The following is an 18,216-nucleotide window of genomic DNA, read 5'->3' as shown; positions in this document are numbered from 1 at the left end:
ATTTTTTTTACAAAAATGGGTTTATTACACAATTTAACTGTTCTGCAATTACCTGAATTTTAAAATTAACGGTATATTTGAAGCAAAATCATTCATTCAAATATAATGGAAAATAATTTTTCAGAAAAAGAACTAAACCCATTAGCTTCGATAGAAGAGTGGGAAGATGACGTGCTAGAGCGTTATCCAGAGCCTTTTGAGAAATCAAAAGAGGAGTATCGCAATTACGTAGACTCGGCAAGACAAGACACGGTAAAAGAGTTTTATAGATTAAATCATACATTCCAAACCTACGATTTTGCCAAAGCCAAGCAAGAGAATTTCTTAAGATTTAATAAAAAAGAGATGAGTGTTTGGGACGCTTTAGACTTCCTGAATACCCTCGTAGATGACTCAGATCCAGATACTAGCATGGATCAGTTACAACATTTGCTGCAAACATCGGAGGCTATTCGTCAAGACGGCCACCCAGATTGGTTTGTGTTAATAGGTTTTATGCACGACTTGGGCAAAGTTCTTTGTTTGTTCGGTGAGCCGCAGTGGGCTGTGGTTGGCGATACCTTCCCCACAGGTTGCAAGCACTCTGATAAAATAGTTTATTCAGAGTTTTTCGAGGCCAATCCAGATTCAAAAGACCCTCGTTATAACACCAAATATGGTGTTTACGAACCAAATTGTGGCCTTGACAAAGTACAGATGTCGTGGGGGCATGACGAATATATTTACAGAATAATGAAAGATTATTTGCCTGAAGAAGGTCTGTATATGTTGCGTTATCACTCATTTTATTCGCAGCACCGCGAGGGAGCTTATGACCATCTAATGAATGCCCACGACCACGAAATGTTTAAATGGGTGGACAAATTTAATCCTTATGATTTGTACTCTAAAGTACCATATCCGCCTAATGTGCAAGAGCTAAGGCCTTATTATGAGGATCTTGTGGCCAAATATTTACCAGCTACATTGAAGTTTTAAAATATGAAAACCTCCTGAGTCTTGGGAGGTTTTTTTGTTGCTAAACGCCTTAATGAGTATTTAATTATTAAGCTGTCATTTGATTAATCAATTGGTTCCCATAGTTCAATTTTATTCCCTTCATTATCAAGAATATGGACAAATTTTCCGTAGTCGTAAGTTTCCAAGTTATCGAGAATAGTTACCCCTTCTTTTTTTAATTCAACAAGCAAACTCTCCAAATTTTCGACTCGATAATTAATCATAAAGTCTTTCTTTGAAGGTTCAAAATACTCTGAAGTTTCCTTGAATGGAGTCCATTGCGTCTGAGCTTTTTTTATTCCATCTGAATCTTCAAACCAATCAAAGCTGGCACCATATGGATTGGTGTTGAGTCCAAGATGTTTTTGATACCATTCTGTAGTTGTTTTTGGGTCTTTGCATTTGAAAAAAACGCCACCAATTCCTGTTACTTTTTTCATCTTCTTAATTTTATATAAAACTTAATTCTATTTATTTGGGGAGTATGACAAATTTGAAGTTTCCGGTTATAATTTTTAAATTTCACCCATTACTTCTTCTTCAAAATAAAAGCACTGACTATCGTTACCAACAATCCTACGGGAAAAATCTCAGCGAAAGTTATGGCAAAAAATGAAAACACATTGTCATAAAGACTTTTGCTCGATTCAATTTCCTTTATTTTAGCTTCCAAATCGCTGGTGCTTAGATCCGACTTTTGGAGTTTTTCTATTGCCGCTCCCGTATATTTTTCTAGAAAATCTGGCATAAAAAAGTGGTATTCGAAAGCCCAAACCAAAACATAAATTGTACTGGCAATAGCACTTATAGCAATACCAATCTTGAAAGCTGTAAAGAAAGAAATTTTGCCATCGGCAACCTTGTCTCTATAGTTTTTGACGCCCACAAACACGAATGAAAATGCCACCAACATGGCACTATAACCCAATAGCATGCTACCTTCGAAATGCCCCGAATTATAACAATAGAACATAGAACAGGCCATAAAAGCTGATACAATCAGACCAGCAATCAATCCGTTTTTAAAAATAATTTGTTTCATATTTTTTGGTTTAAATTTTAGGCAATATTCAGGTTTTTCAGATTCTCGGCACTCATACTTTAGTATGAAATTACGATTTTCATTCCAAAATTTCTAATTCCTTGGCCCTTACCAGGGCTTGTGTACGGTTTTTAACGTCTAGCTTCACGAAAAGATTGGAGCCGTGGGTTTTTATGGTATGTATAGAAAGGAAAAGTTTGTCGGCAATTTGTTGGTTGGTGAATCCTTGTGACATAAACACAAGCACTTCCATTTCTCGCTGGCTCAACCCCAACTCGGGTACTGCAACTATTTCTTGTTTTGCATTTTCCTTCTCCAGTTTTCTTTGTTGGAAATTGTGCATTAGCCAAGCCCCCAACACCATAAATATGACAGAGATTATGGCTGCGTAAACTTCAAAAAGATGATCAAAAACCACAAAGCGAAGTTCGAGCCATTTCAGGAGAAACAGCAGTATGGCCATCGAAATTCCGTACAGAAGGGTTGATTTCAAATCTATTTGTTTTGTCAAAAATAGTGAGATTTTGGTTATTTTCTATGCTTACTATTGGCACACGGATGACACGGATCCTTCGGGCCACGGATTTTTCTACTCTAAACTTCAAGAGCAGATTTACTTCAAATACTTTCTTAATTTCGATTTTTTGGTGTTTTCGATTCCGAGAACCACATTTTCTGCGTTTAGTTTGGCACCAGCAAGGTTGGTGTGTACGTTGTCTTTTGGGGTGAAATACTGTTTTTTGGTTTCGTCAAAACCCAATTTGTCGTAAAATGTGGCTGACAATTCATTCAAATTTATAAAATGTGCCTTGGTATTTTCGGATACTTGTCTTGCCCATTTTGGGTAATATTCTTCTTGGCGTTTTACTTTTCCGTTCTCAAACTTGTTGAAAGGTACTTGTGAACAAACAAAAACATCTACACCTTTCGCCTTGGCCTCGTTGACATATTTGCTCATATACCACCCAAAACTGTGTACCACTTCGTGCTTTTTCGTAATCAAATTATCAATTTCGACAGAATCCAAGCCGACTCCCTTGATACTTCCTCTTGCTCTGATGGTATCGTTGATGGCCCAGTCGTCGTTATGTCCAAATTGTATGATCAAGAAATCTCCCTTCTTCATCTTATTCAAAATCGGTTCCCAGCGGCCATCCGTTAAGAAAGTTCGGCTACTTCTACCGCCTATCGCATGGTTTTCGATATTGATTTTGGTGGAATCAAAATGCTGCCCAATCACACTTCCCCAGCCCCACATATCGTTTTCACCTTTGCCCTGACCAGCTTTCACTGTGCTATCTCCTATGAGGTAGAGGGTGGGTTTGGGTTTTGGGGTGAAGCTAAAAAGGGCTAAAATTATTAATAGATATTTCATTGATTGGGTTGAATCTTAACTGTTTTTATTAAGAAATCTAATATAGGATTTATTCCCCGCATCTTTTGCGGTGATTAGCATCATTATTCACCGCATTTACAAATTATTCGGTGCATTTTTTGCGGTGAATGGGGAGGTTATTTGCCGCATTAGGTTTCAAGTCAACATTAAATCAAATTACCAAGCGAACTCAGAATTTGATTACTGTACTCATAAATATTATCTATATTGCTAATTTCATATTTGATTTCCTTTTTTTGATCGTCTATTATACCAATGTATTTCCTGTTGGAGTGAAGGTAAAGTCTACAAATAGACTTTCTATTATTGTCATCCAATAGAATGGCAAAATAAGACTGAGCATCTCTATAATGAATTCTTTGTGGCTCAACTTTTTGTCGAATAATACTTTTCACAATCATAAATGCCTCAATTTCTTCCTCTGTAGTGATTATTTTCGACTCTGAGGCTTCAATTTCTTGAATAGTTTCAGCCTCATTATTTAACTTTGATTTTTCATCCTCTTGGTCTAAAGCTGTTTTCAATCTTTCAGTAATTAAGTCACTAATATATTGTTGAATTGACTTTTTTGTCAAATTTGTAAACTGGTCCAAAACTTTAGCAGTAACTACGCTTGGATACACTTGTTTGGCAAAAAACCTAACAAAATCAGGACTTGGACTGTTAAACTCATTCTGTATGAGATGTTTCAATTCGTTTGTATACTTAAGTTCACTCGCAGAATTAATTATACTTTCAGCATCAAAATAAGATTTATGAAATTTCTTTAACTCTTCTATTTGAACATCTTTTATCTCACTAATATTAAACTCCAAAAATGGTTTTTCATCCATTTTATTAGGTTCAACTAAATCTGAATAAAACTTGTACGTTATTCCATTTGTCAGTATTCCAAATTTGGCTTTTGAAACATGAAAATATCGAAGAAGTTGGTTATCATGCAGATTTAAATTTTGATTCCAGTGTTTACACTCAACTAAAATGGTAGGAATTCCATCTTTAAAAATTGCATAATCAATCTTCTCCCCTTTCTTAGTACCAATATCGGTCACAAATTCAGGAACAACTTCAACAGGATTAAACACATCATAACCTAGAGAATTTAAAAATGGCATTATGAATGCGTTCTTCGTAGCTTCTTCAGTTGATATTTGATCTTTAAGTTTGTGAACTCTTTCACCAAGTTGCTTGATTAAGTCTTTAAAATCCATGTTTTTTTAGTTTATAGTTTTATAGAAATCAAAGATAAAAATATTTTACTCAAAGAGAAATTTTGAACTGAGTAAATTAAAGATCAAGAAGTAACTTAAGCTATCAAATTACGATAAAGTTACCATTAAAAATACATTACAAGCCTAAATTCGAGTGGCTCCTACTTGGGTATGAATGAGAGCTCGCTTGGGGAGAATAAGTCCTTGAATGATTACAAAAGACCTAAGGATGTCTATCGATTACATTTTTCATAACCCCGAATTGTTAAACCCTTTCAGGGTTTTTATCTCCTATTCTATCCAATACCGTAGGTTGCACCTACGGCTATTTGTGTTAAAGCCTTTCAGGCTTTTCGGAAGATGCGATTTTCGTTTTTGCAAAAAAACATTGATATACCAATATCCATTGATGGTCAAACTTTCAGGCCAATGTTAGTCATGTATTATAGAAATTCAGAGAATTTGTATTTTCAAATATATAAATAGTTTAATCCGGACAAGCAAAACCTCACCTCACTCTCTCCCCATTCACCAACACATTTTTCAAAGAAAAACCTTTAACAATGCTCTTGTCTATATTCGCGTTTTTGGTTTTGACATTTAGATTTTTAAAGGCGAAGTTGGAGAGTTTGTCATACTCGGTTATGGCCACATCAAAGAATATGTTGCAGTCCATATCGATGTTTGTGAGGTTGATGTGGTTGGAATATGACAATGGCACATCTTTTCGACCTTTGAGATCGAAAAACTGCGTCCAAGGTTTCACATATATCAGGCTGTGGGCTTTGCCTCTTACGTTTTCTACGCTTATGTACTCATACATTTGTGGCGTGTCAGGCCGCATTTTAAGCCAGAGTACACGCATGGCTTCGTTTACCTTGCAGTTTCGCATGATGATATTTTTATTGTGGATGGCCTCGCTGCCGCATGTCAATGCCGCGTGACAAAACCCAAATTCACAGTCTTCTATCAGGATATTCGCATTGCTGCCATTGTTGGGGTCGGTGTCGGCATACGGGCCTTTTCCTCCTTTCAGTGCTATGGCATCGTCGTTTACGGCCATATAGCAGCCTTTTATGAGTACATTGGTGCAGGCGTCAATATCGATGGCGTCTGTGCTTGGGGCTTTTATGGGTTCGTGGGGCGAAAATATGTGCAAATCCAAGATTTTGACATTCGTGCATTTATAATAATGGCTCGTCCAAAAGCCCGAATTGTGCAGTTTAACGTCTTGGACTTGTACATTGTTGCTATTCCAAACAAACACCAGCCTTGGTCGAGAGACTTCGAGATTGGTACAGTTGGGGTTTTCTTTTCGTCGTTGCCAAAAGGCTTTCCAATAATTGAGTCCGTTTCCATCAATTGTACCTTTTCCGGAAATCGTGAAGCCATCTACGCCATAGGCGTTCACCAAAGCAGGAAAATAGTCGATGCTTTGCCCCTCCATCCGAGAAGGCATTATGGGATAATCACCGATATTATCCGAACCCTTCAATTTGGCATTTTCGGCAACATAAAGATGCGTTTTGGGTTTAAAAAACAATGCACCAGAAAGAAAAGCACCTTCGGGAATCACTACTACTCCACCCGTTTCAGCGGCTTTATTTATTACCTCTTGTAAGGCAGCTGTTTGAATCAAAGTGCTATCATTTTTTACACCATGTTCAGTAACTATATACTGTTTACCAAGGTTTTCGAGTTTTGTTTTGGTAAAATCACTAAACCAAGGCGACATTTTTGAGCCATCGGGAAATCTATTTTTTTGAGCATTTGCCGACAAAAATAAGGTTGCAAAAAATAGCGTAAGTAGGTACTTCATTTATTGAAATCAATTGTTATTCAAAAATACAAAATCTGAAGCGGATTTGGTATCCTGCAGTTGAGGGTAAGATTGAACAAAAATTTAAATAAATTCAAAATCTGACAAATATCAAATCCCCAAATTTTCTTTGTGTATAAATTTTACTATTTTTGTGTATGAACATCATCTGATTATGAGAACCAATATTGAACTTGACGATATACTTGTAAAAGAAGCCATGAGCTTGACCAAACTCAGGACAAAAAAAGAAATGGTCAACTTTGCTCTAGAAGCCTTGATAAAGAAAATTAAAAAGCAGGAATTGGCCTCGCTTTGGGGTAGCAATATTTGGGAAGGAGATTTGAATCAAATGCGAATGGATGAAAAAACTACTCTTTGACACCTCCATTTGGGTAGATTTCATAAGGGGAATTTCGACTCCAAAAAGTGAATTGTTGCATTCATATTTGGTAGTGGATCGTGACGTTTTTATAAATCCCACAGTTTACCAAGAAGTGCTGCAAGGCTGTAAACAAAAAAGTCAATTTGATAGAGTAAATGAACTCCTAAATGCACTTAATTTGCTGGAAATAAACAATTATGAAGCGGCATATGGAGCTGCCAACATTTATCAAAACCTTAGGAGTAAAGGAATAACTATCAGAAAGCCAAATGATTGTTTAATAGCTTATTATGCTCTATATTTTAATTGCGAATTGGTCCAAAATGACTCTGACTTCGATTTAATTGCCCAAGAATACCCGTTGATATTATTTTAATTTACATTATGCAAAATACTACTCTCAAATACACTGAATTATTACCAAAACTAGTAGCTGCTTTTCAATCCAAAGGCTTAGATTTTGAAAAAGCCGAATCTACTGCCCGAATATTGTTGGAAGGTGAATTGCTTGGTCATACAACCCATGGTTTGGCATTGGTAAAACCGTATTTGGACGAGCTAGAATCTGGGCAAATGGAAAAGTCTGGAACCTATGAAATACTAAACAGCACCAATACTTCCGAAACTTGGAATGGGAGATATTTACCCGGAATTTGGCTGACAGAAAAAGCCATTGACAAAGCCTCAGAAATAGCCAGAAAGGATGGAATCGGAACTGTTGTTATTCAAAAATCACATCATATAGCATGTTTGGCGGCTTTTTTAGAAAAAATAGCAAGACAGAACTTGATGGTCATCATAGCCTGCTCTGACCCGAGAAATAAAACTGTGGCCCCATTCGGTGGTAAAATACCAGTGTATTCACCCAACCCGCTGGCATTGGGAATTCCAACCGAAACCGACCCTATACTGATAGATGTCAGCATGTCAACCACTGCAAATGCCGTAGTGAATCGTGCTGCCAAAAACAACGAAAAATTAGGTGGTGAATGGCTCTTGCAATCAAACGGAACTGCCACAAACGACCCGCAAACGTTCTTTGAAAACCCACCCTCAACACTGCTTCCGCTTGGAGGTATGGATTTAGGTTACAAAGGATTCGCCCTAGGTATTATGATCGAAGCCATGACGAGTGCTTTGGGCGGCCATGGCAGAAGTAGCAGTCCCGAGCGTTGGGGAGCATCGGTTTTTGTGCAAGTGATAGATCCAAGCAGGTTTTCAGGAGAAAATTACTTCCTTCAAGAAATGGAATTCTTTAAAAATCAATGCTTGGCCAGTACGCCTCTGAATACCAAAAATCCCGTAAGAATGCCTGGAGAAAAGGGTTTGGAGAGAAAAAAATGGAATCTGGAGAATGGAATTAAAATTAGTGATGAGTTGGCAAATTTAATTTCAATTTAAGTTTTCTTAGTTTACAAGATATTGATTATTAGAATATTGCTTGATTCTCAAAAGTTTAAAACTGGCTTTTTGTACTATTCTTATAGACAAAGTTTAAGGGAAATTTAACCAGATTTATAAACTAAAAAAAAGGTGTAATCGTAATTTTGGAAAAAAAATCTGAAATTATGAAACACTTAATTTTTCTTTTTCTACTTATCAGTTTTTCAGCTTCTGCTCAATACAAATATGCCTTTGGAGCAAGATTTGACGGCAGTCCGGGTATCACCTTCAAAGTAAATAACGGCAAAAAAGCATCTTTGGAGGCTCTACTGAATAGTTTTGGAAATGGTGCAAAAGCCACTTTACTGGCCGAATGGCACCAAAAGGCCTTCTCAACAGGCCAATGGAGGTGGTATTATGGTGTGGGCGGTCATGCTGGAGCGGCCAACAGATATAGAAAACACTATTATTATGACAATTATGTGCAAGTTGGTGCGGATGGTATTCTTGGATTAGAGCATACTTTCTCCGAAATTCCACTTAATCTGAGTGTGGACTGGAAACCCGAACTTAACTTCATCAATGACCCAGGTCTTTATGTAACAAACTTAGGTTTTTCAGCAAGATTTGCTTTGAAAAAATAACCCCAAATACAAACTTTCCTAAAATGAAAATAGGCATAGTGAATAAATCCGCTATGCCTATGATTATTTTAAAAATCTATGCTCCCTATGTGGGTATGTGTTTAAATTAAAAAATCACTTTTTCAACTGTACCGAGCTATCATTTATCTCAAACTTGTTGTTATTCAATAAATTAATGATTTCAGAAGCCGCAAATATGGTGGGTCCATAACCATGAGCAGCAAATGGACTCACTGGTCGGTGGTAATAAAAAGCTGGATCAAAACCCATACCCGTACCTACACAAGTACCTTCCACTTGGCCTTTTTCATTGATTTTGGTAGAAACTGCATTCCAGCCCAACATAACCATGGGCGAATAGGCCATTTTATCTATCCAGCCTTTGTTGATGGCGTGGGCTATGCAATAGGTATATATAGCAGTTGCTGAAGTCTCTAAATATGAGTCTTCTTTGTCCAACAATTGGTGCCAAAAACCTGAGCCTGACTGATATTTGGCCAATCCTCTTATATGGTCTTTTAACATTTTAAGAATAATCGGTCTGCCAGGATGATTTTCTGGCAAAACGTCCAGAACTTCTATTTTGGTCAGTATAGCCCATCCATTTGCTCTTGCCCAGTGAAACTGCGGATGCTCTGTCATACCCTGTATCCAGCCATGCATATACACGCCTTTTTCTTTGTTAAACATCTTATTATGAAACAATTGAATTTGTTTGACTGCTTCGTCATAATACTTTTTATCACCAGTAAATTTACCCATATTGGCTAAGGCTGGCACACCCATAAACATGTCATCAAGCCAAAGTGCATCTGCCTGTGGACGCATACGAGCCAAAGTTCCGTCTTTCAATCGATGCTCTTTTTTCATTATGTAATCGATGTGCGTATCAATCAAAAGCTGGGAATCAAGCCTTTCTCCAGCCATTTTAGTTTTCAAAATAGCAGTGCACATGGCCCCGCAATCGTCCAGAGCTTTCGGAGCTATTAGTCCTCTCAATGGCCCAGCCGTGGCCCAGTCGGCGTGCTCTTCTGAAGTCTTTTTGAAATGCGGTGCTGCATTGGAGATGAATTTTAGTCTGTCTATGGAATATTTCTTATACTTATCATCTCCAGTGGCTTTTGCCGCTGCCAACATAGCAGCATAAGTTACGCCCCACTCATAACTCACAATTCTGTAATCACCTTTTTTTAAAGCAGTTGTGGAGTTTATTTTCGATAAATCTGTGATTTCTTCGCCAGTTCTACTATCTACGAAGGCCGTGGGAGTTACGCTATTCAGATATTCATAAATCCTGTTCAAGGAAGACTTTACATCTTCAACTTTCGGAATTCCGTATGGAACTGGATAGTCAGGTTGTAACAAATGCAAAGGCGTGTTGCTGTCGTTGGCATTGGTTACATTGCGTTGAGCAAATGCGTTTATTGTTAAAAATAAGGTAGTAATTAATAGTTTAATTTTCATTTCTTATGATTTTAAAAAAAATTGTTTTGTTGTTTATTTCTCCCTGAATATTGTTTGACCCTTTCAGGGTCATTATGATTCTCTTTATTCTTTTTCCCATGGGTTTCACCCATGGTTACTCGGATTTGACCCTTTCAGGGTCTCTTTTGATTCTCTTTATTCTATTCCATGGCTTTCACCATTGGTTACTCGGATTCGACACTTTCAGGGTCATATTGCTTTTTCTATTTCTTTGTCCATGGGTTTCACCCATGGTTACTCAGATTTGACCCTTTCAGGGTCTCTTTTGATTGTCAACTATTAAATTCCATGGGTTACACCCATGAGCTATTCACATTTTACCCTTTCTGGGTCAGGTTTTTGTTAATATCAGAAATTCAATTTTAGGCAAGTACAGCTCAGAACTCATCACTAAATCAACTCATATAAAACACATCCTTCAAACTCACACTCACCGGCGAATTGTCTGGGTTGGTTTCCATGATATCGGCCATATAGACCCACCATTTTTTCATGATTTCAGTTTTCGGAAGTTCGTCCATTTGGGTTTCGTCTTCCACACTCAAAACTCCGAAAAGGCTGAGTGTTTCTTCATCCAAAAATATGGAGTAATCAGATATGCCATGTTGGTGAAGCAAATCCACCAATTCAGGCCAAATTTCATCGTGACGTTTTTGGTATTCTTCCACTTTTCCGGGAAAAAGCTTCATTTTAAAGGCGAGTTTTGTCATATAAATATTCTTTACCGCACGGTCACTATGACGCTAGGAATAGTCTTTTTATTTAAGGTACCGCTAAGCTTGTTTATCAAATTTGAATTCTTCAAGCAATTTAGTTGATAACGAGCAATATCCAAATCCTGCACTCATATGTTTCTCACCAAGAATCTACGGAAACGATTGCGAAGAAAAGAGTGCAGGAGACATACTTTCAAAAATATTGGTTAATTTGTGATAGATTTAATGTTAATTGACCTCGGATGAAGAAATCGGAGAATCTAAATAGGGTATTATCTATCAACGAAAAGGACAAAACCCCTAAGTATAAGCAAATTGTAAATGCCATCGTAAACGACATAGAACGCGGGTATTATAAGAAAAATGACCAGCTGATGTCTATCACCGAGCTGAGCATTGAGCATTTGCTTTCTAGAGATACCGTAGAAAAAGCCTACAGAGAGCTGAAAAGATTGGGATTTATAGAGTCAGTGCACGGCAAAGGGTATTTTGTAAAAGCCAATAGGGAAAACAAGATGCGGGTCCTGTTGGTCATGAATAAAATGAGCTCGTACAAAAAGCTGATTTACTACGCTTTACTCAAAGGCCTTGGTGAAAACAGCATCGTGGATTTGCAAATACATAACTATTCGGCTGATTCATTTGAGGATATTATTGACAGAAATCTAGGCAAATATAATTTCTATGTGGTTATGCCACATTTTCTAGAAAGCAAGGAGGTTTTTCTGCCTATTTTGAACAAAATACCCAAGTCAGAACTACTTCTTCTCGACAAATACGTACATGAACTAAAAGACGTTCCCACTATTTATCAAGATTTTGAACAAGATATTTTTTCAGCATTTGAGAAGAATTTGACCAAAATAAAGAAATACAATAAACTTTACCTCATTTTTCCAGACGATAACAATTATCCAGCCGAAATAATGAAAGGTTTCAGGACTTTTTGTGCTTACAATAACCTCTCAGCCAAAGTATTTTCTTCAGCAGAATCTGCTCTAGCAGACCACGAAAACAATGTTTTGTATGTAGTCATTGAAGAGTACGACTTAGCCGATGTTATAAAATATTCCAAAAAGAATGAGTTGGTTTTAGGCAGAGATATGGGCATAATTTCGTTTAACGAAACCACGCTTAAAGAGGTCTTGGACATCACGGTTATCACAACTGATTTTGAGGCCATGGGTCGTAGAGCCGCAGAAGTAGTTTTGCAAAAGATCTTTGTTTCCGAAAAAAACCCATTTTACATCATCAATAGAGGCTCGGCTTAATCCAGTTTTGCCCAAATACTTTTTCGAAATTCAAATCTTTTTTCTTCAACGAAGTGTTGTCTTTGTGCCAAGCAAAATCTCCGTTTTCACGGTGGCAGTTTTTGTAGAATATCCTGTGTCCCCACTGCAATTTCCTGTCGCCCGACTGATAAATGGACGCATCCGCCATGTTTTCTGAAAACTTACAATCTATCAAGAACATCTGAGCCTCTCGGTGATATCGACCCAGTTTAAAACCTTTATCGCCTTCAAATGAGCAATTTATTAATACTGTCTTGTCACTTTCTTTGGCCGAACCATCGTGCCAAATGGCTGCACTCATGTTGTGACAAATAAACTTTGAGTTTTCAATCAATGCATTTCCACGAGGACAATACAAATCTACATGACCCTCGATTTCGCAGTTTTTGAAATAATACATACCCCCTTCTACATCCCACGGACTCACTGTATCACCGCCACCCGACCTAAAAACACAATCGATAAATGAAAGTCGCGTTGCACCGGGCATAGATCTGAAAGCAAATTGATGCCCATCTTTTCTAACTATTTTCTCGCCGTCCTTTTCGCCATTTTCTCTTGGCAAAGCATAGTTTTGAACGGTGGAAGGATTTACTTTTCCTGCTTCATTTAAACAAGCGATGGTAGTATCGCCTTTTGCCTTAAATCCGTAATCGTTTAATACTGTTAAGTTTTGAAAAACCACGTCAGCAGCCATCACATTGATAGTGGCTGCACCATAATCATTTGGGTTTTCGCATCGCCAAATATCTCTTGCTTGAGTAAATGTAATGACAACCCCTTTGGTACTTTCACCTTTCAAAACCAAATGATGCCGAGCCACATCAATCCAAAGTTTCTCATTGTAGACACCGTTTTTTATTAAAATGGTCTTGTACTTTTCTTTGTCTGGCTTAAAGCTTTCAATGGCCTTCTGAATAGACGTAAAATCTCCACTTCCATCTTTAGCCACCGTGATAGTTTGGGCTTTTAATTGAAATGAAAATAGTAAAAATAAGATTAGAATATTTTTCATTTATGATAAATAGAATGATTAGAACACGGATTTGATAGATCAGACACGGATAAATATTTTTTTGGATTTATTTATAAAAAAAAAGGAAATCCGTGTCAAATCTGTGTTAATCCGTGTGCAATTAATAACTCATTTACTCAAAACCCATTTGGCCAAATCTTTGGCTGCCTGATAGTTCTGATATTCTTTTGGTATTCTTCGGCCATCCACGTATTCGTTGTAAAGCCATGGATCACCGATGACAAAAACTCGGCCTTTGCCAAAGTTGGTTGCGGCCATTATCACGTCACCGCCTTCTTCAATGATTGGATAAGCCTTGCCGCTCAGTTGAAGTGTCACCAACTCTTTCACGTAAACTTTTTGGGTATTATTAAATATCTGATTTCCAGAAGGAATATCCACCAAACCTTGATGCCATTGTGTTCCTTGCACCATATTTCGGCTTTTACCTGAAAAAGCAATCCCAAAAGTTTTTGAGAGTTCATTGAATTTTGGAATCTCGCAATTGGCTGTATCATTGGCCATTAGCACCAAAGTACCACCAGCATTTACCCAGTTTTTGATATTTTCTATGGAAGTTTTGTCCATAAAATTTGGAGCAGCTGTTTCTTTCTTTGTATCAGGATCGACGATGATGTACACATTTTGCCCTTTCAAATTGGCTGAGGTTGGTTTGTCTTTTATTGCCGTAAGTTTGGCCCCATAGTTTTTGAAAACATCGCCCCACCACAAGAAACCTGAGTGATAAGTGTCTTCCCAGGTATAATGGAACTGCTCATTTTGGCCATTCCAATCTTTTCTAAACTCTCGGTTGAAGTAATAATCCAAGGCCACTTTTTTACCTTTTCCAATATTATTTTCTTCCAAAATCTCCATCTCAATACTAGCAAAAATGAATGGACCAACACCTTTCAAATCGTTCTTGCGAAGCGGCTCGCTCAAATAATACTCATAAGTACCATCTCTGTAAGGATTTCCACCCAAACCGCCGACTGAAACCGTCTTTTGCAGTGCCAAACTTCCATCAGCTTCTTTTTCAACAAATTCTTTCAGAATGCCCGCATAGCCTTTCTTCGCATTGGCTTGATAAATAGGACTGATGTAGCCCATTCGAGAGGCTTTGGCCAATGTATAAACAAACATACAAGAGGCCGATGCTTCCAAATAGTTGCCTTTTTTGCCTGCCAAAGCAGTCATTTGATACCAAACACCTGATTTTGAGTCTTGATATTTTGCCAAAACCGGTGCTAATCTTTGTAAATATTTAATGAGCTTAGGTCTTTCTGGATGATTTTCGGGAAAATAATCGAGGACTTCAACCAAAGCCATTCCGTACCAACCAATGGCTCTACTCCAAAAATGTGGCGAAAGTCCCGTTTTTTTATCGGCCCATTTTTCGGACTTCGATTCATCGTAACCATGGAAAATCAAACCAGTTTTAGGGTCAACCATGTATTTTTCAACTTGGGCAAATTGTTTTGCGATATGGTCAAAATGCTCAGTATGATTAAAAATTTTGGCATATTCAGCCGAAAAAGGCTCGGCCATAAAAAGTCCATCTAACCAAATTTGATATGGATAACGTTGTTTGTGCCAATAAGCACCTTCTTTGGTTTTTGGCTGATTTTCAAGCTGATGCCAAAGTACATCTGCCGCCTTTTTAAACTTGTCTTTTCCAGGTTGTGTTTGTTGATATAACATCAGCAAGGCTCTTCCAGAATTGATATTATCCAGATTATAATCCTCTGTTTTGTAGGTTTTTATGATACCATCTTCAGCTACAAAACGGTTCATGTCAGCCAAAATATAGTCGTAATATTTGGTATCAGCCGTTCGTCGCCACACTTTTTCTATGGCTTTAAGCATCAATCCTTGCTCATAATCCCAAGTAGATTTCACCCGAGGTTTCACCACAATAGAGTCTGGATACCAGCCTATAAATGAATCAACCATCTGCTGAGAATAAGGTTTCTGAGCCTGTCCAGAAATAGAAAAACAAAAGAACGAAATGTATAAAATGTATTTTTTCATAAAGATTTGGTTTCAAAAATTAACCGCAAAGTTTGCAAAGAAAAGACGCAAAGTCCGCAGAGTGTTTTTATTCTAAATTATCATTTTTTTGTAAAAATCGCATTTCGCTTTATAAATCCTTTGCATTCTTAGCGGATACTTAGCGTCTTTGCGGTTAATAATGTGTCCAAAAAAAAACCTCAAAGAAAATCCTCACGAAGTGGATGAAAAACATCAATCAACTCACCAGCCTCTAAACATACTGCACCATGTACCAAATCGCTTGGTACAAAATATACATCGCCGCCTTTGAGCGTTTTGGTTTTTCCATCTATCGTAATGTCGAATTTTCCACTGGCCACATAACTCGCCTGTGTGTGCGGATGGCTGTGCATGGCACCAATTCCTCCTGCTTCAAAAGCCACTTTCACCACCATCATTTGGTCGTCGTAAGCCATCACTTTGCGTCTTATTCCGCCGCCGAGGTCAAGCCATTCTACTTCTTTATCTTCTATTAATGTGTTCATTTAATGGTTTTTAGTAAACTTATAATTGCATCGTTGCCTTTCAAGGCATTTGCTGGTAAGGGATATTCATTTTTGAAAACTGTCAACTCTTCTCTCGCCAAAACTTGACTTTTTAATTCGTCTGCCATGCTAATATCTAATCCCAAATTTTTAGCCAGAAAATCATAGGCAGCCTTCCGTTTTGAAGGACCATAATCATGTTTTTCAAGAGGCAAATGCACGTTCTTTACCTTATCTTTTGCATCGAAAAAAGAGTATATTCTTTGAATGTGCGGAAACTCCAAATCAGGTGTAAACTTGGTCCAATCGTCTCCATCAGATACCAAAAGCATAGGTTTCGGGGCAAAACACGCGGCTATTTCAACATTGGTGGTGGCATGATCAGGTCTTACATGAATCGGCATTCCACTTTCACAAGTACAGCCACCAAAGAAGTAGTTGGAAACCATCACCACAGGCACCGAAACCGCCACACGATTGTCTAAAGCTGCTAATACAAAGGTTTGCGTTCCTCCCCCAGATTCTCCTGAAACGGCAATTTTATTTTTGTCAACTTCGGGCAATTGACTCAGGAAATCCAATGCCCTAATGCTATTTATTATTTGCAATTTTAAAGCTGGAGCTATTTTATGGTCACATTGTTGCATGTCGGTGTAGCCTATCATGTCGTAAGTAAAAACCACCGCACCCATTCTGGCCATGGTGGCACAACGTTTTTGCGTAGCTTCGCCAAACCTCGGGTCTTTTCCATGTCCATGCGGAGCTAAAACGGCTGGTATTTTACCAGAAAATTTTGTTGGTTTATACAAATTTCCTGAAACATAAATGCCAGGAAGGCTCTCAAAAAAGACATTTTCTACGGTGTATCCATCCAAGCTTTTCTTGCTATGTATGGTTGCCTTTATTTTTTGATTAGGTTTGATACTCGTAACCTCCGCTCCTTCTTTTATGCCTTTTCTGATTGCTTTCGCCCTTTTCTGCCAGTCCGATTTTGAGCTATAAAGTGAAGCCAAATGCTCGATTTCAACCTTCGATTGCTCGGGTGTAAAAAAAGCACCTTGTCGCAATTGAGCTTGAACAAAAGCTCCACCCATAATACAAAACAGAATCATAAATATCAGTTTTTTCATAGCTTTAAGGTTTTGATTAAGAACTTATCCATAAGGTCTATAGTTGGCAAAAACCACTCATCAAGCATACAAAAAGTATGTGGAGCATTGAAAGTATGCACTTCAGAATAAATACCAAAACCGTTAAGCTTCTTAATAAAGTCTTCCCGCCCAGCGTGCATTCTTTCTTGCGAACTGTTGATAAAAAGTATGGGCGGATCACCAGCCGATACGTGATTTAAAGCACTGGCTTCGTGCCAAAGCTCGGGTTTTTCGGTTTTCGAAAATCCAAAATAATATGTTGCAGCCGAAATATTTCTACTGTCGTCACCTTCGCCAGATTCTGGGTGAATGTAGGCCAAAATCCCATCCAAATCTATCACAGAGGCTACTTTTGAACTTATGTTTTTCAATGTTTCGCTTTTGTCATAAAGCTTTTCGTCGTTTGTAGTGCCAACCAAAGCAGCCATTTGTCCTCCAGCTGAAAAACCAGCCAGAGCAATTTTTTTCGGATTTATTCCTAAAGATTGGGCATTGGCCCTTGTCCATCTGATAGCTGTTTTTGCATCTACCATCGCTGCTGGATATAACGCATGGGTTGATAATCTATATGAAGGAGTAACTACCACATAACCTCTCGAAGCCAACACTTTGGCCATTTCGTGGTGGTGTGTTCTATCGCCTGAACGCCAGCCTCCGCCATGAATTATGATGAGGCATGGGGCATTTTTTTTGTTTTTGGGAGAAAAAACATCCAACATCAAGTCCATACCATCTTCGGTGGTGTATTTGATATTTTCTTTAATGGTAATATTCTTTATGTCTTTGGCAATTGCTAATTTGGCATTGGGCGATTGGGTCAGTGCCCATTTTACGGCTTGATATTTGGTAAAAGATGTGTCTGGTTTGTAAGTCAATCCCTTTTTGCTCTGGGCAAAAATTGCCTGAAAAGAGAAGAGCAAGAAAAGCAAAAAGGTCGTTTTATTCATAGTAAATGGGTTGAACACTAAAATTACTCAAATAAATATAATTTATTCCTTTTTGAATAGCCTGATTTGGAGAAAATTTATGGGAACGATTGCAGGGAAACATTGGAGCTACGCGTAAACATAACAATAAATAACACAAAGTTTGAGAGAAAAAGTGATTACGCCGAAATCTTCTTCCAGTCTATATTAGTCTT

At 37.8% G+C, this 18,216-nt stretch carries 19 protein-coding genes; 6 read left to right on the top strand and 13 right to left on the bottom strand.

What is annotated here, in order from left to right; translation table 11 throughout:
* Nucleotides 1–105: 105 nt before the first annotated feature.
* Nucleotides 106–978, top strand: coding sequence for an inositol oxygenase (locus EGI26_RS02730; protein WP_255076175.1), 873 nt, complete (start codon nt 106–108; stop codon nt 976–978).
* Between the two features lie 83 nt (nt 979–1,061).
* On the opposite strand, the gene EGI26_RS02725 is transcribed toward EGI26_RS02730, so the two are convergent.
* The 6 genes from EGI26_RS02725 to EGI26_RS02700 form a co-directional block, all read right to left on the bottom strand.
* Complete coding sequence (locus EGI26_RS02725) at nt 1,062–1,439, bottom strand: VOC family protein (protein WP_255076174.1); 378 nt, start codon at nt 1,437–1,439, stop codon at nt 1,062–1,064.
* 89 nt (nt 1,440–1,528) lie between these two features.
* Nucleotides 1,529–2,041 (bottom strand): DUF4199 domain-containing protein, encoded by a 513-nt coding sequence (locus EGI26_RS02720; RefSeq protein ID WP_255076173.1) that lies wholly within the window; start codon nt 2,039–2,041, stop codon nt 1,529–1,531.
* A gap of 79 nt (nt 2,042–2,120) precedes the next feature.
* The gene (locus tag EGI26_RS02715; RefSeq protein WP_255076172.1) at nt 2,121–2,552 is read right to left on the bottom strand and encodes a LuxR C-terminal-related transcriptional regulator; all 432 of its coding nucleotides are present in this window, start codon (nt 2,550–2,552) and stop codon (nt 2,121–2,123) included.
* 102 nt (nt 2,553–2,654) lie between these two features.
* Nucleotides 2,655–3,416: a rhamnogalacturonan acetylesterase gene (locus tag EGI26_RS02710; RefSeq protein WP_255076171.1), complete on the bottom strand. Its 762-nt coding sequence runs from the start codon at nt 3,414–3,416 to the stop codon at nt 2,655–2,657.
* A gap of 167 nt (nt 3,417–3,583) precedes the next feature.
* A complete protein-coding gene (locus tag EGI26_RS02705; protein ID WP_255076170.1) occupies nt 3,584–4,648 on the bottom strand; it encodes a type I restriction endonuclease in 1,065 nt (354 codons plus the stop codon).
* 508 nt (nt 4,649–5,156) lie between these two features.
* Nucleotides 5,157–6,467 (bottom strand): glycoside hydrolase family 28 protein, encoded by a 1,311-nt coding sequence (locus EGI26_RS02700; RefSeq protein ID WP_255076169.1) that lies wholly within the window; start codon nt 6,465–6,467, stop codon nt 5,157–5,159.
* A 175-nt stretch (nt 6,468–6,642) separates the two neighbouring features.
* On the opposite strand from EGI26_RS02700, the gene EGI26_RS02695 reads away from it, so the two are divergent.
* The 4 genes from EGI26_RS02695 to EGI26_RS02680 all read left to right on the top strand — a co-directional run bounded on the left by EGI26_RS02695 (nt 6,643) and on the right by EGI26_RS02680 (nt 8,879).
* The gene (locus tag EGI26_RS02695) at nt 6,643–6,849 is read left to right on the top strand and encodes a type II toxin-antitoxin system VapB family antitoxin (RefSeq protein ID WP_255076168.1); all 207 of its coding nucleotides are present in this window, start codon (nt 6,643–6,645) and stop codon (nt 6,847–6,849) included.
* The gene (locus EGI26_RS02690; RefSeq protein ID WP_255076167.1) at nt 6,830–7,228 is read left to right on the top strand and encodes a PIN domain-containing protein; all 399 of its coding nucleotides are present in this window, start codon (nt 6,830–6,832) and stop codon (nt 7,226–7,228) included. The genes EGI26_RS02695 and EGI26_RS02690 overlap by 20 nt, the downstream gene beginning before the upstream one ends.
* Nucleotides 7,229–7,236: 8 nt before the next feature.
* Nucleotides 7,237–8,253 carry an Ldh family oxidoreductase gene (locus tag EGI26_RS02685; protein WP_255076166.1) on the top strand — a complete coding sequence of 339 codons (1,017 nt, stop codon included), beginning with the start codon at nt 7,237–7,239 and terminating at the stop codon, nt 8,251–8,253.
* A gap of 167 nt (nt 8,254–8,420) precedes the next feature.
* A complete protein-coding gene (locus EGI26_RS02680) occupies nt 8,421–8,879 on the top strand; it encodes a hypothetical protein (RefSeq protein ID WP_255076165.1) in 459 nt (152 codons plus the stop codon).
* Between the two features lie 114 nt (nt 8,880–8,993).
* Here the strand turns inward: EGI26_RS02680 and EGI26_RS02675 are convergent, their stop codons facing one another.
* Together EGI26_RS02675 and rhaM are read right to left on the bottom strand one after the other, a co-directional pair.
* Entirely contained in the window at nt 8,994–10,343 is a 1,350-nt protein-coding gene (locus tag EGI26_RS02675) for a glycoside hydrolase family 105 protein (RefSeq protein WP_255076164.1), read from the bottom strand.
* Between the two features lie 416 nt (nt 10,344–10,759).
* On the bottom strand, nt 10,760–11,074 hold the full coding sequence (gene rhaM / locus EGI26_RS02670; protein WP_255076163.1) for an L-rhamnose mutarotase: 315 nt from the start codon (nt 11,072–11,074) through the stop codon (nt 10,760–10,762).
* A gap of 248 nt (nt 11,075–11,322) precedes the next feature.
* Here rhaM and EGI26_RS02665 point away from each other — a divergent pair, with 248 nt between their 5' ends.
* Nucleotides 11,323–12,351, top strand: coding sequence for a GntR family transcriptional regulator (locus EGI26_RS02665; protein WP_255076162.1), 1,029 nt, complete (start codon nt 11,323–11,325; stop codon nt 12,349–12,351).
* On the opposite strand, the gene EGI26_RS02660 is transcribed toward EGI26_RS02665, so the two are convergent.
* From EGI26_RS02660 to EGI26_RS02640, 5 genes are all read right to left on the bottom strand, one after another.
* A complete protein-coding gene (locus EGI26_RS02660) occupies nt 12,332–13,387 on the bottom strand; it encodes a pectinesterase family protein (protein ID WP_255076161.1) in 1,056 nt (351 codons plus the stop codon). The genes EGI26_RS02665 and EGI26_RS02660 overlap by 20 nt on opposite strands.
* A 129-nt stretch (nt 13,388–13,516) precedes the next feature.
* The gene (locus EGI26_RS02655; protein ID WP_255076160.1) at nt 13,517–15,418 is read right to left on the bottom strand and encodes a glycoside hydrolase family 88 protein; all 1,902 of its coding nucleotides are present in this window, start codon (nt 15,416–15,418) and stop codon (nt 13,517–13,519) included.
* A 179-nt stretch (nt 15,419–15,597) separates the two neighbouring features.
* Nucleotides 15,598–15,924, bottom strand: a complete 327-nt coding sequence (locus EGI26_RS02650; protein ID WP_255076159.1) for a cupin domain-containing protein — start codon at nt 15,922–15,924, stop codon at nt 15,598–15,600.
* Nucleotides 15,921–17,054 (bottom strand): S9 family peptidase, encoded by a 1,134-nt coding sequence (locus EGI26_RS02645; RefSeq protein ID WP_255076158.1) that lies wholly within the window; start codon nt 17,052–17,054, stop codon nt 15,921–15,923. The genes EGI26_RS02650 and EGI26_RS02645 overlap by 4 nt, the downstream gene beginning before the upstream one ends.
* Nucleotides 17,051–18,022 carry an alpha/beta hydrolase gene (locus EGI26_RS02640; RefSeq protein ID WP_255076156.1) on the bottom strand — a complete coding sequence of 324 codons (972 nt, stop codon included), beginning with the start codon at nt 18,020–18,022 and terminating at the stop codon, nt 17,051–17,053. Before EGI26_RS02640 ends, EGI26_RS02645 begins: the two co-directional genes overlap by 4 nt.
* Nucleotides 18,023–18,216: the final 194 nt, after the last annotated feature.

Origin of the sequence: Lacihabitans sp. CCS-44, assembly GCF_024343735.1 — a bacterium.
Lineage (GTDB): Bacteria > Bacteroidota > Bacteroidia > Cytophagales > Spirosomataceae > Leadbetterella.
The sequence above is the reverse complement of the archived record's forward strand: the minus strand, read 5'-3'. Positions and strand labels throughout refer to the sequence as shown.

Bases quoted from the DNA above. Each gene is read 5' to 3' on its own strand.
- EGI26_RS02720 (WP_255076173.1), bottom strand. From the start codon at position 2,041: ATGAAACAAATTATTTTTAAAAACGGATTGATTGCTGGTCTGATTGTA.
- EGI26_RS02665 (WP_255076162.1), top strand. From the start codon at position 11,323: ATGAAGAAATCGGAGAATCTAAATAGGGTATTATCTATCAACGAAAAG.
- EGI26_RS02650 (WP_255076159.1), bottom strand. From the start codon at position 15,924: ATGAACACATTAATAGAAGATAAAGAAGTAGAATGGCTTGACCTCGGC.
- rhaM (WP_255076163.1), bottom strand. From the start codon at position 11,074: ATGACAAAACTCGCCTTTAAAATGAAGCTTTTTCCCGGAAAAGTGGAA.
- EGI26_RS02730 (WP_255076175.1), top strand. From the start codon at position 106: ATGGAAAATAATTTTTCAGAAAAAGAACTAAACCCATTAGCTTCGATA.
- EGI26_RS02705 (WP_255076170.1), bottom strand. From the start codon at position 4,648: ATGGATTTTAAAGACTTAATCAAGCAACTTGGTGAAAGAGTTCACAAA.
- EGI26_RS02680 (WP_255076165.1), top strand. From the start codon at position 8,421: ATGAAACACTTAATTTTTCTTTTTCTACTTATCAGTTTTTCAGCTTCT.
- EGI26_RS02700 (WP_255076169.1), bottom strand. From the start codon at position 6,467: ATGAAGTACCTACTTACGCTATTTTTTGCAACCTTATTTTTGTCGGCA.
- EGI26_RS02640 (WP_255076156.1), bottom strand. From the start codon at position 18,022: ATGAATAAAACGACCTTTTTGCTTTTCTTGCTCTTCTCTTTTCAGGCA.
- EGI26_RS02645 (WP_255076158.1), bottom strand. From the start codon at position 17,054: ATGAAAAAACTGATATTTATGATTCTGTTTTGTATTATGGGTGGAGCT.
- EGI26_RS02675 (WP_255076164.1), bottom strand. From the start codon at position 10,343: ATGAAAATTAAACTATTAATTACTACCTTATTTTTAACAATAAACGCA.
- EGI26_RS02660 (WP_255076161.1), bottom strand. From the start codon at position 13,387: ATGAAAAATATTCTAATCTTATTTTTACTATTTTCATTTCAATTAAAA.
- EGI26_RS02710 (WP_255076171.1), bottom strand. From the start codon at position 3,416: ATGAAATATCTATTAATAATTTTAGCCCTTTTTAGCTTCACCCCAAAA.
- EGI26_RS02725 (WP_255076174.1), bottom strand. From the start codon at position 1,439: ATGAAAAAAGTAACAGGAATTGGTGGCGTTTTTTTCAAATGCAAAGAC.
- EGI26_RS02695 (WP_255076168.1), top strand. From the start codon at position 6,643: ATGAGAACCAATATTGAACTTGACGATATACTTGTAAAAGAAGCCATG.
- EGI26_RS02685 (WP_255076166.1), top strand. From the start codon at position 7,237: ATGCAAAATACTACTCTCAAATACACTGAATTATTACCAAAACTAGTA.
- EGI26_RS02690 (WP_255076167.1), top strand. From the start codon at position 6,830: ATGAAAAAACTACTCTTTGACACCTCCATTTGGGTAGATTTCATAAGG.
- EGI26_RS02655 (WP_255076160.1), bottom strand. From the start codon at position 15,418: ATGAAAAAATACATTTTATACATTTCGTTCTTTTGTTTTTCTATTTCT.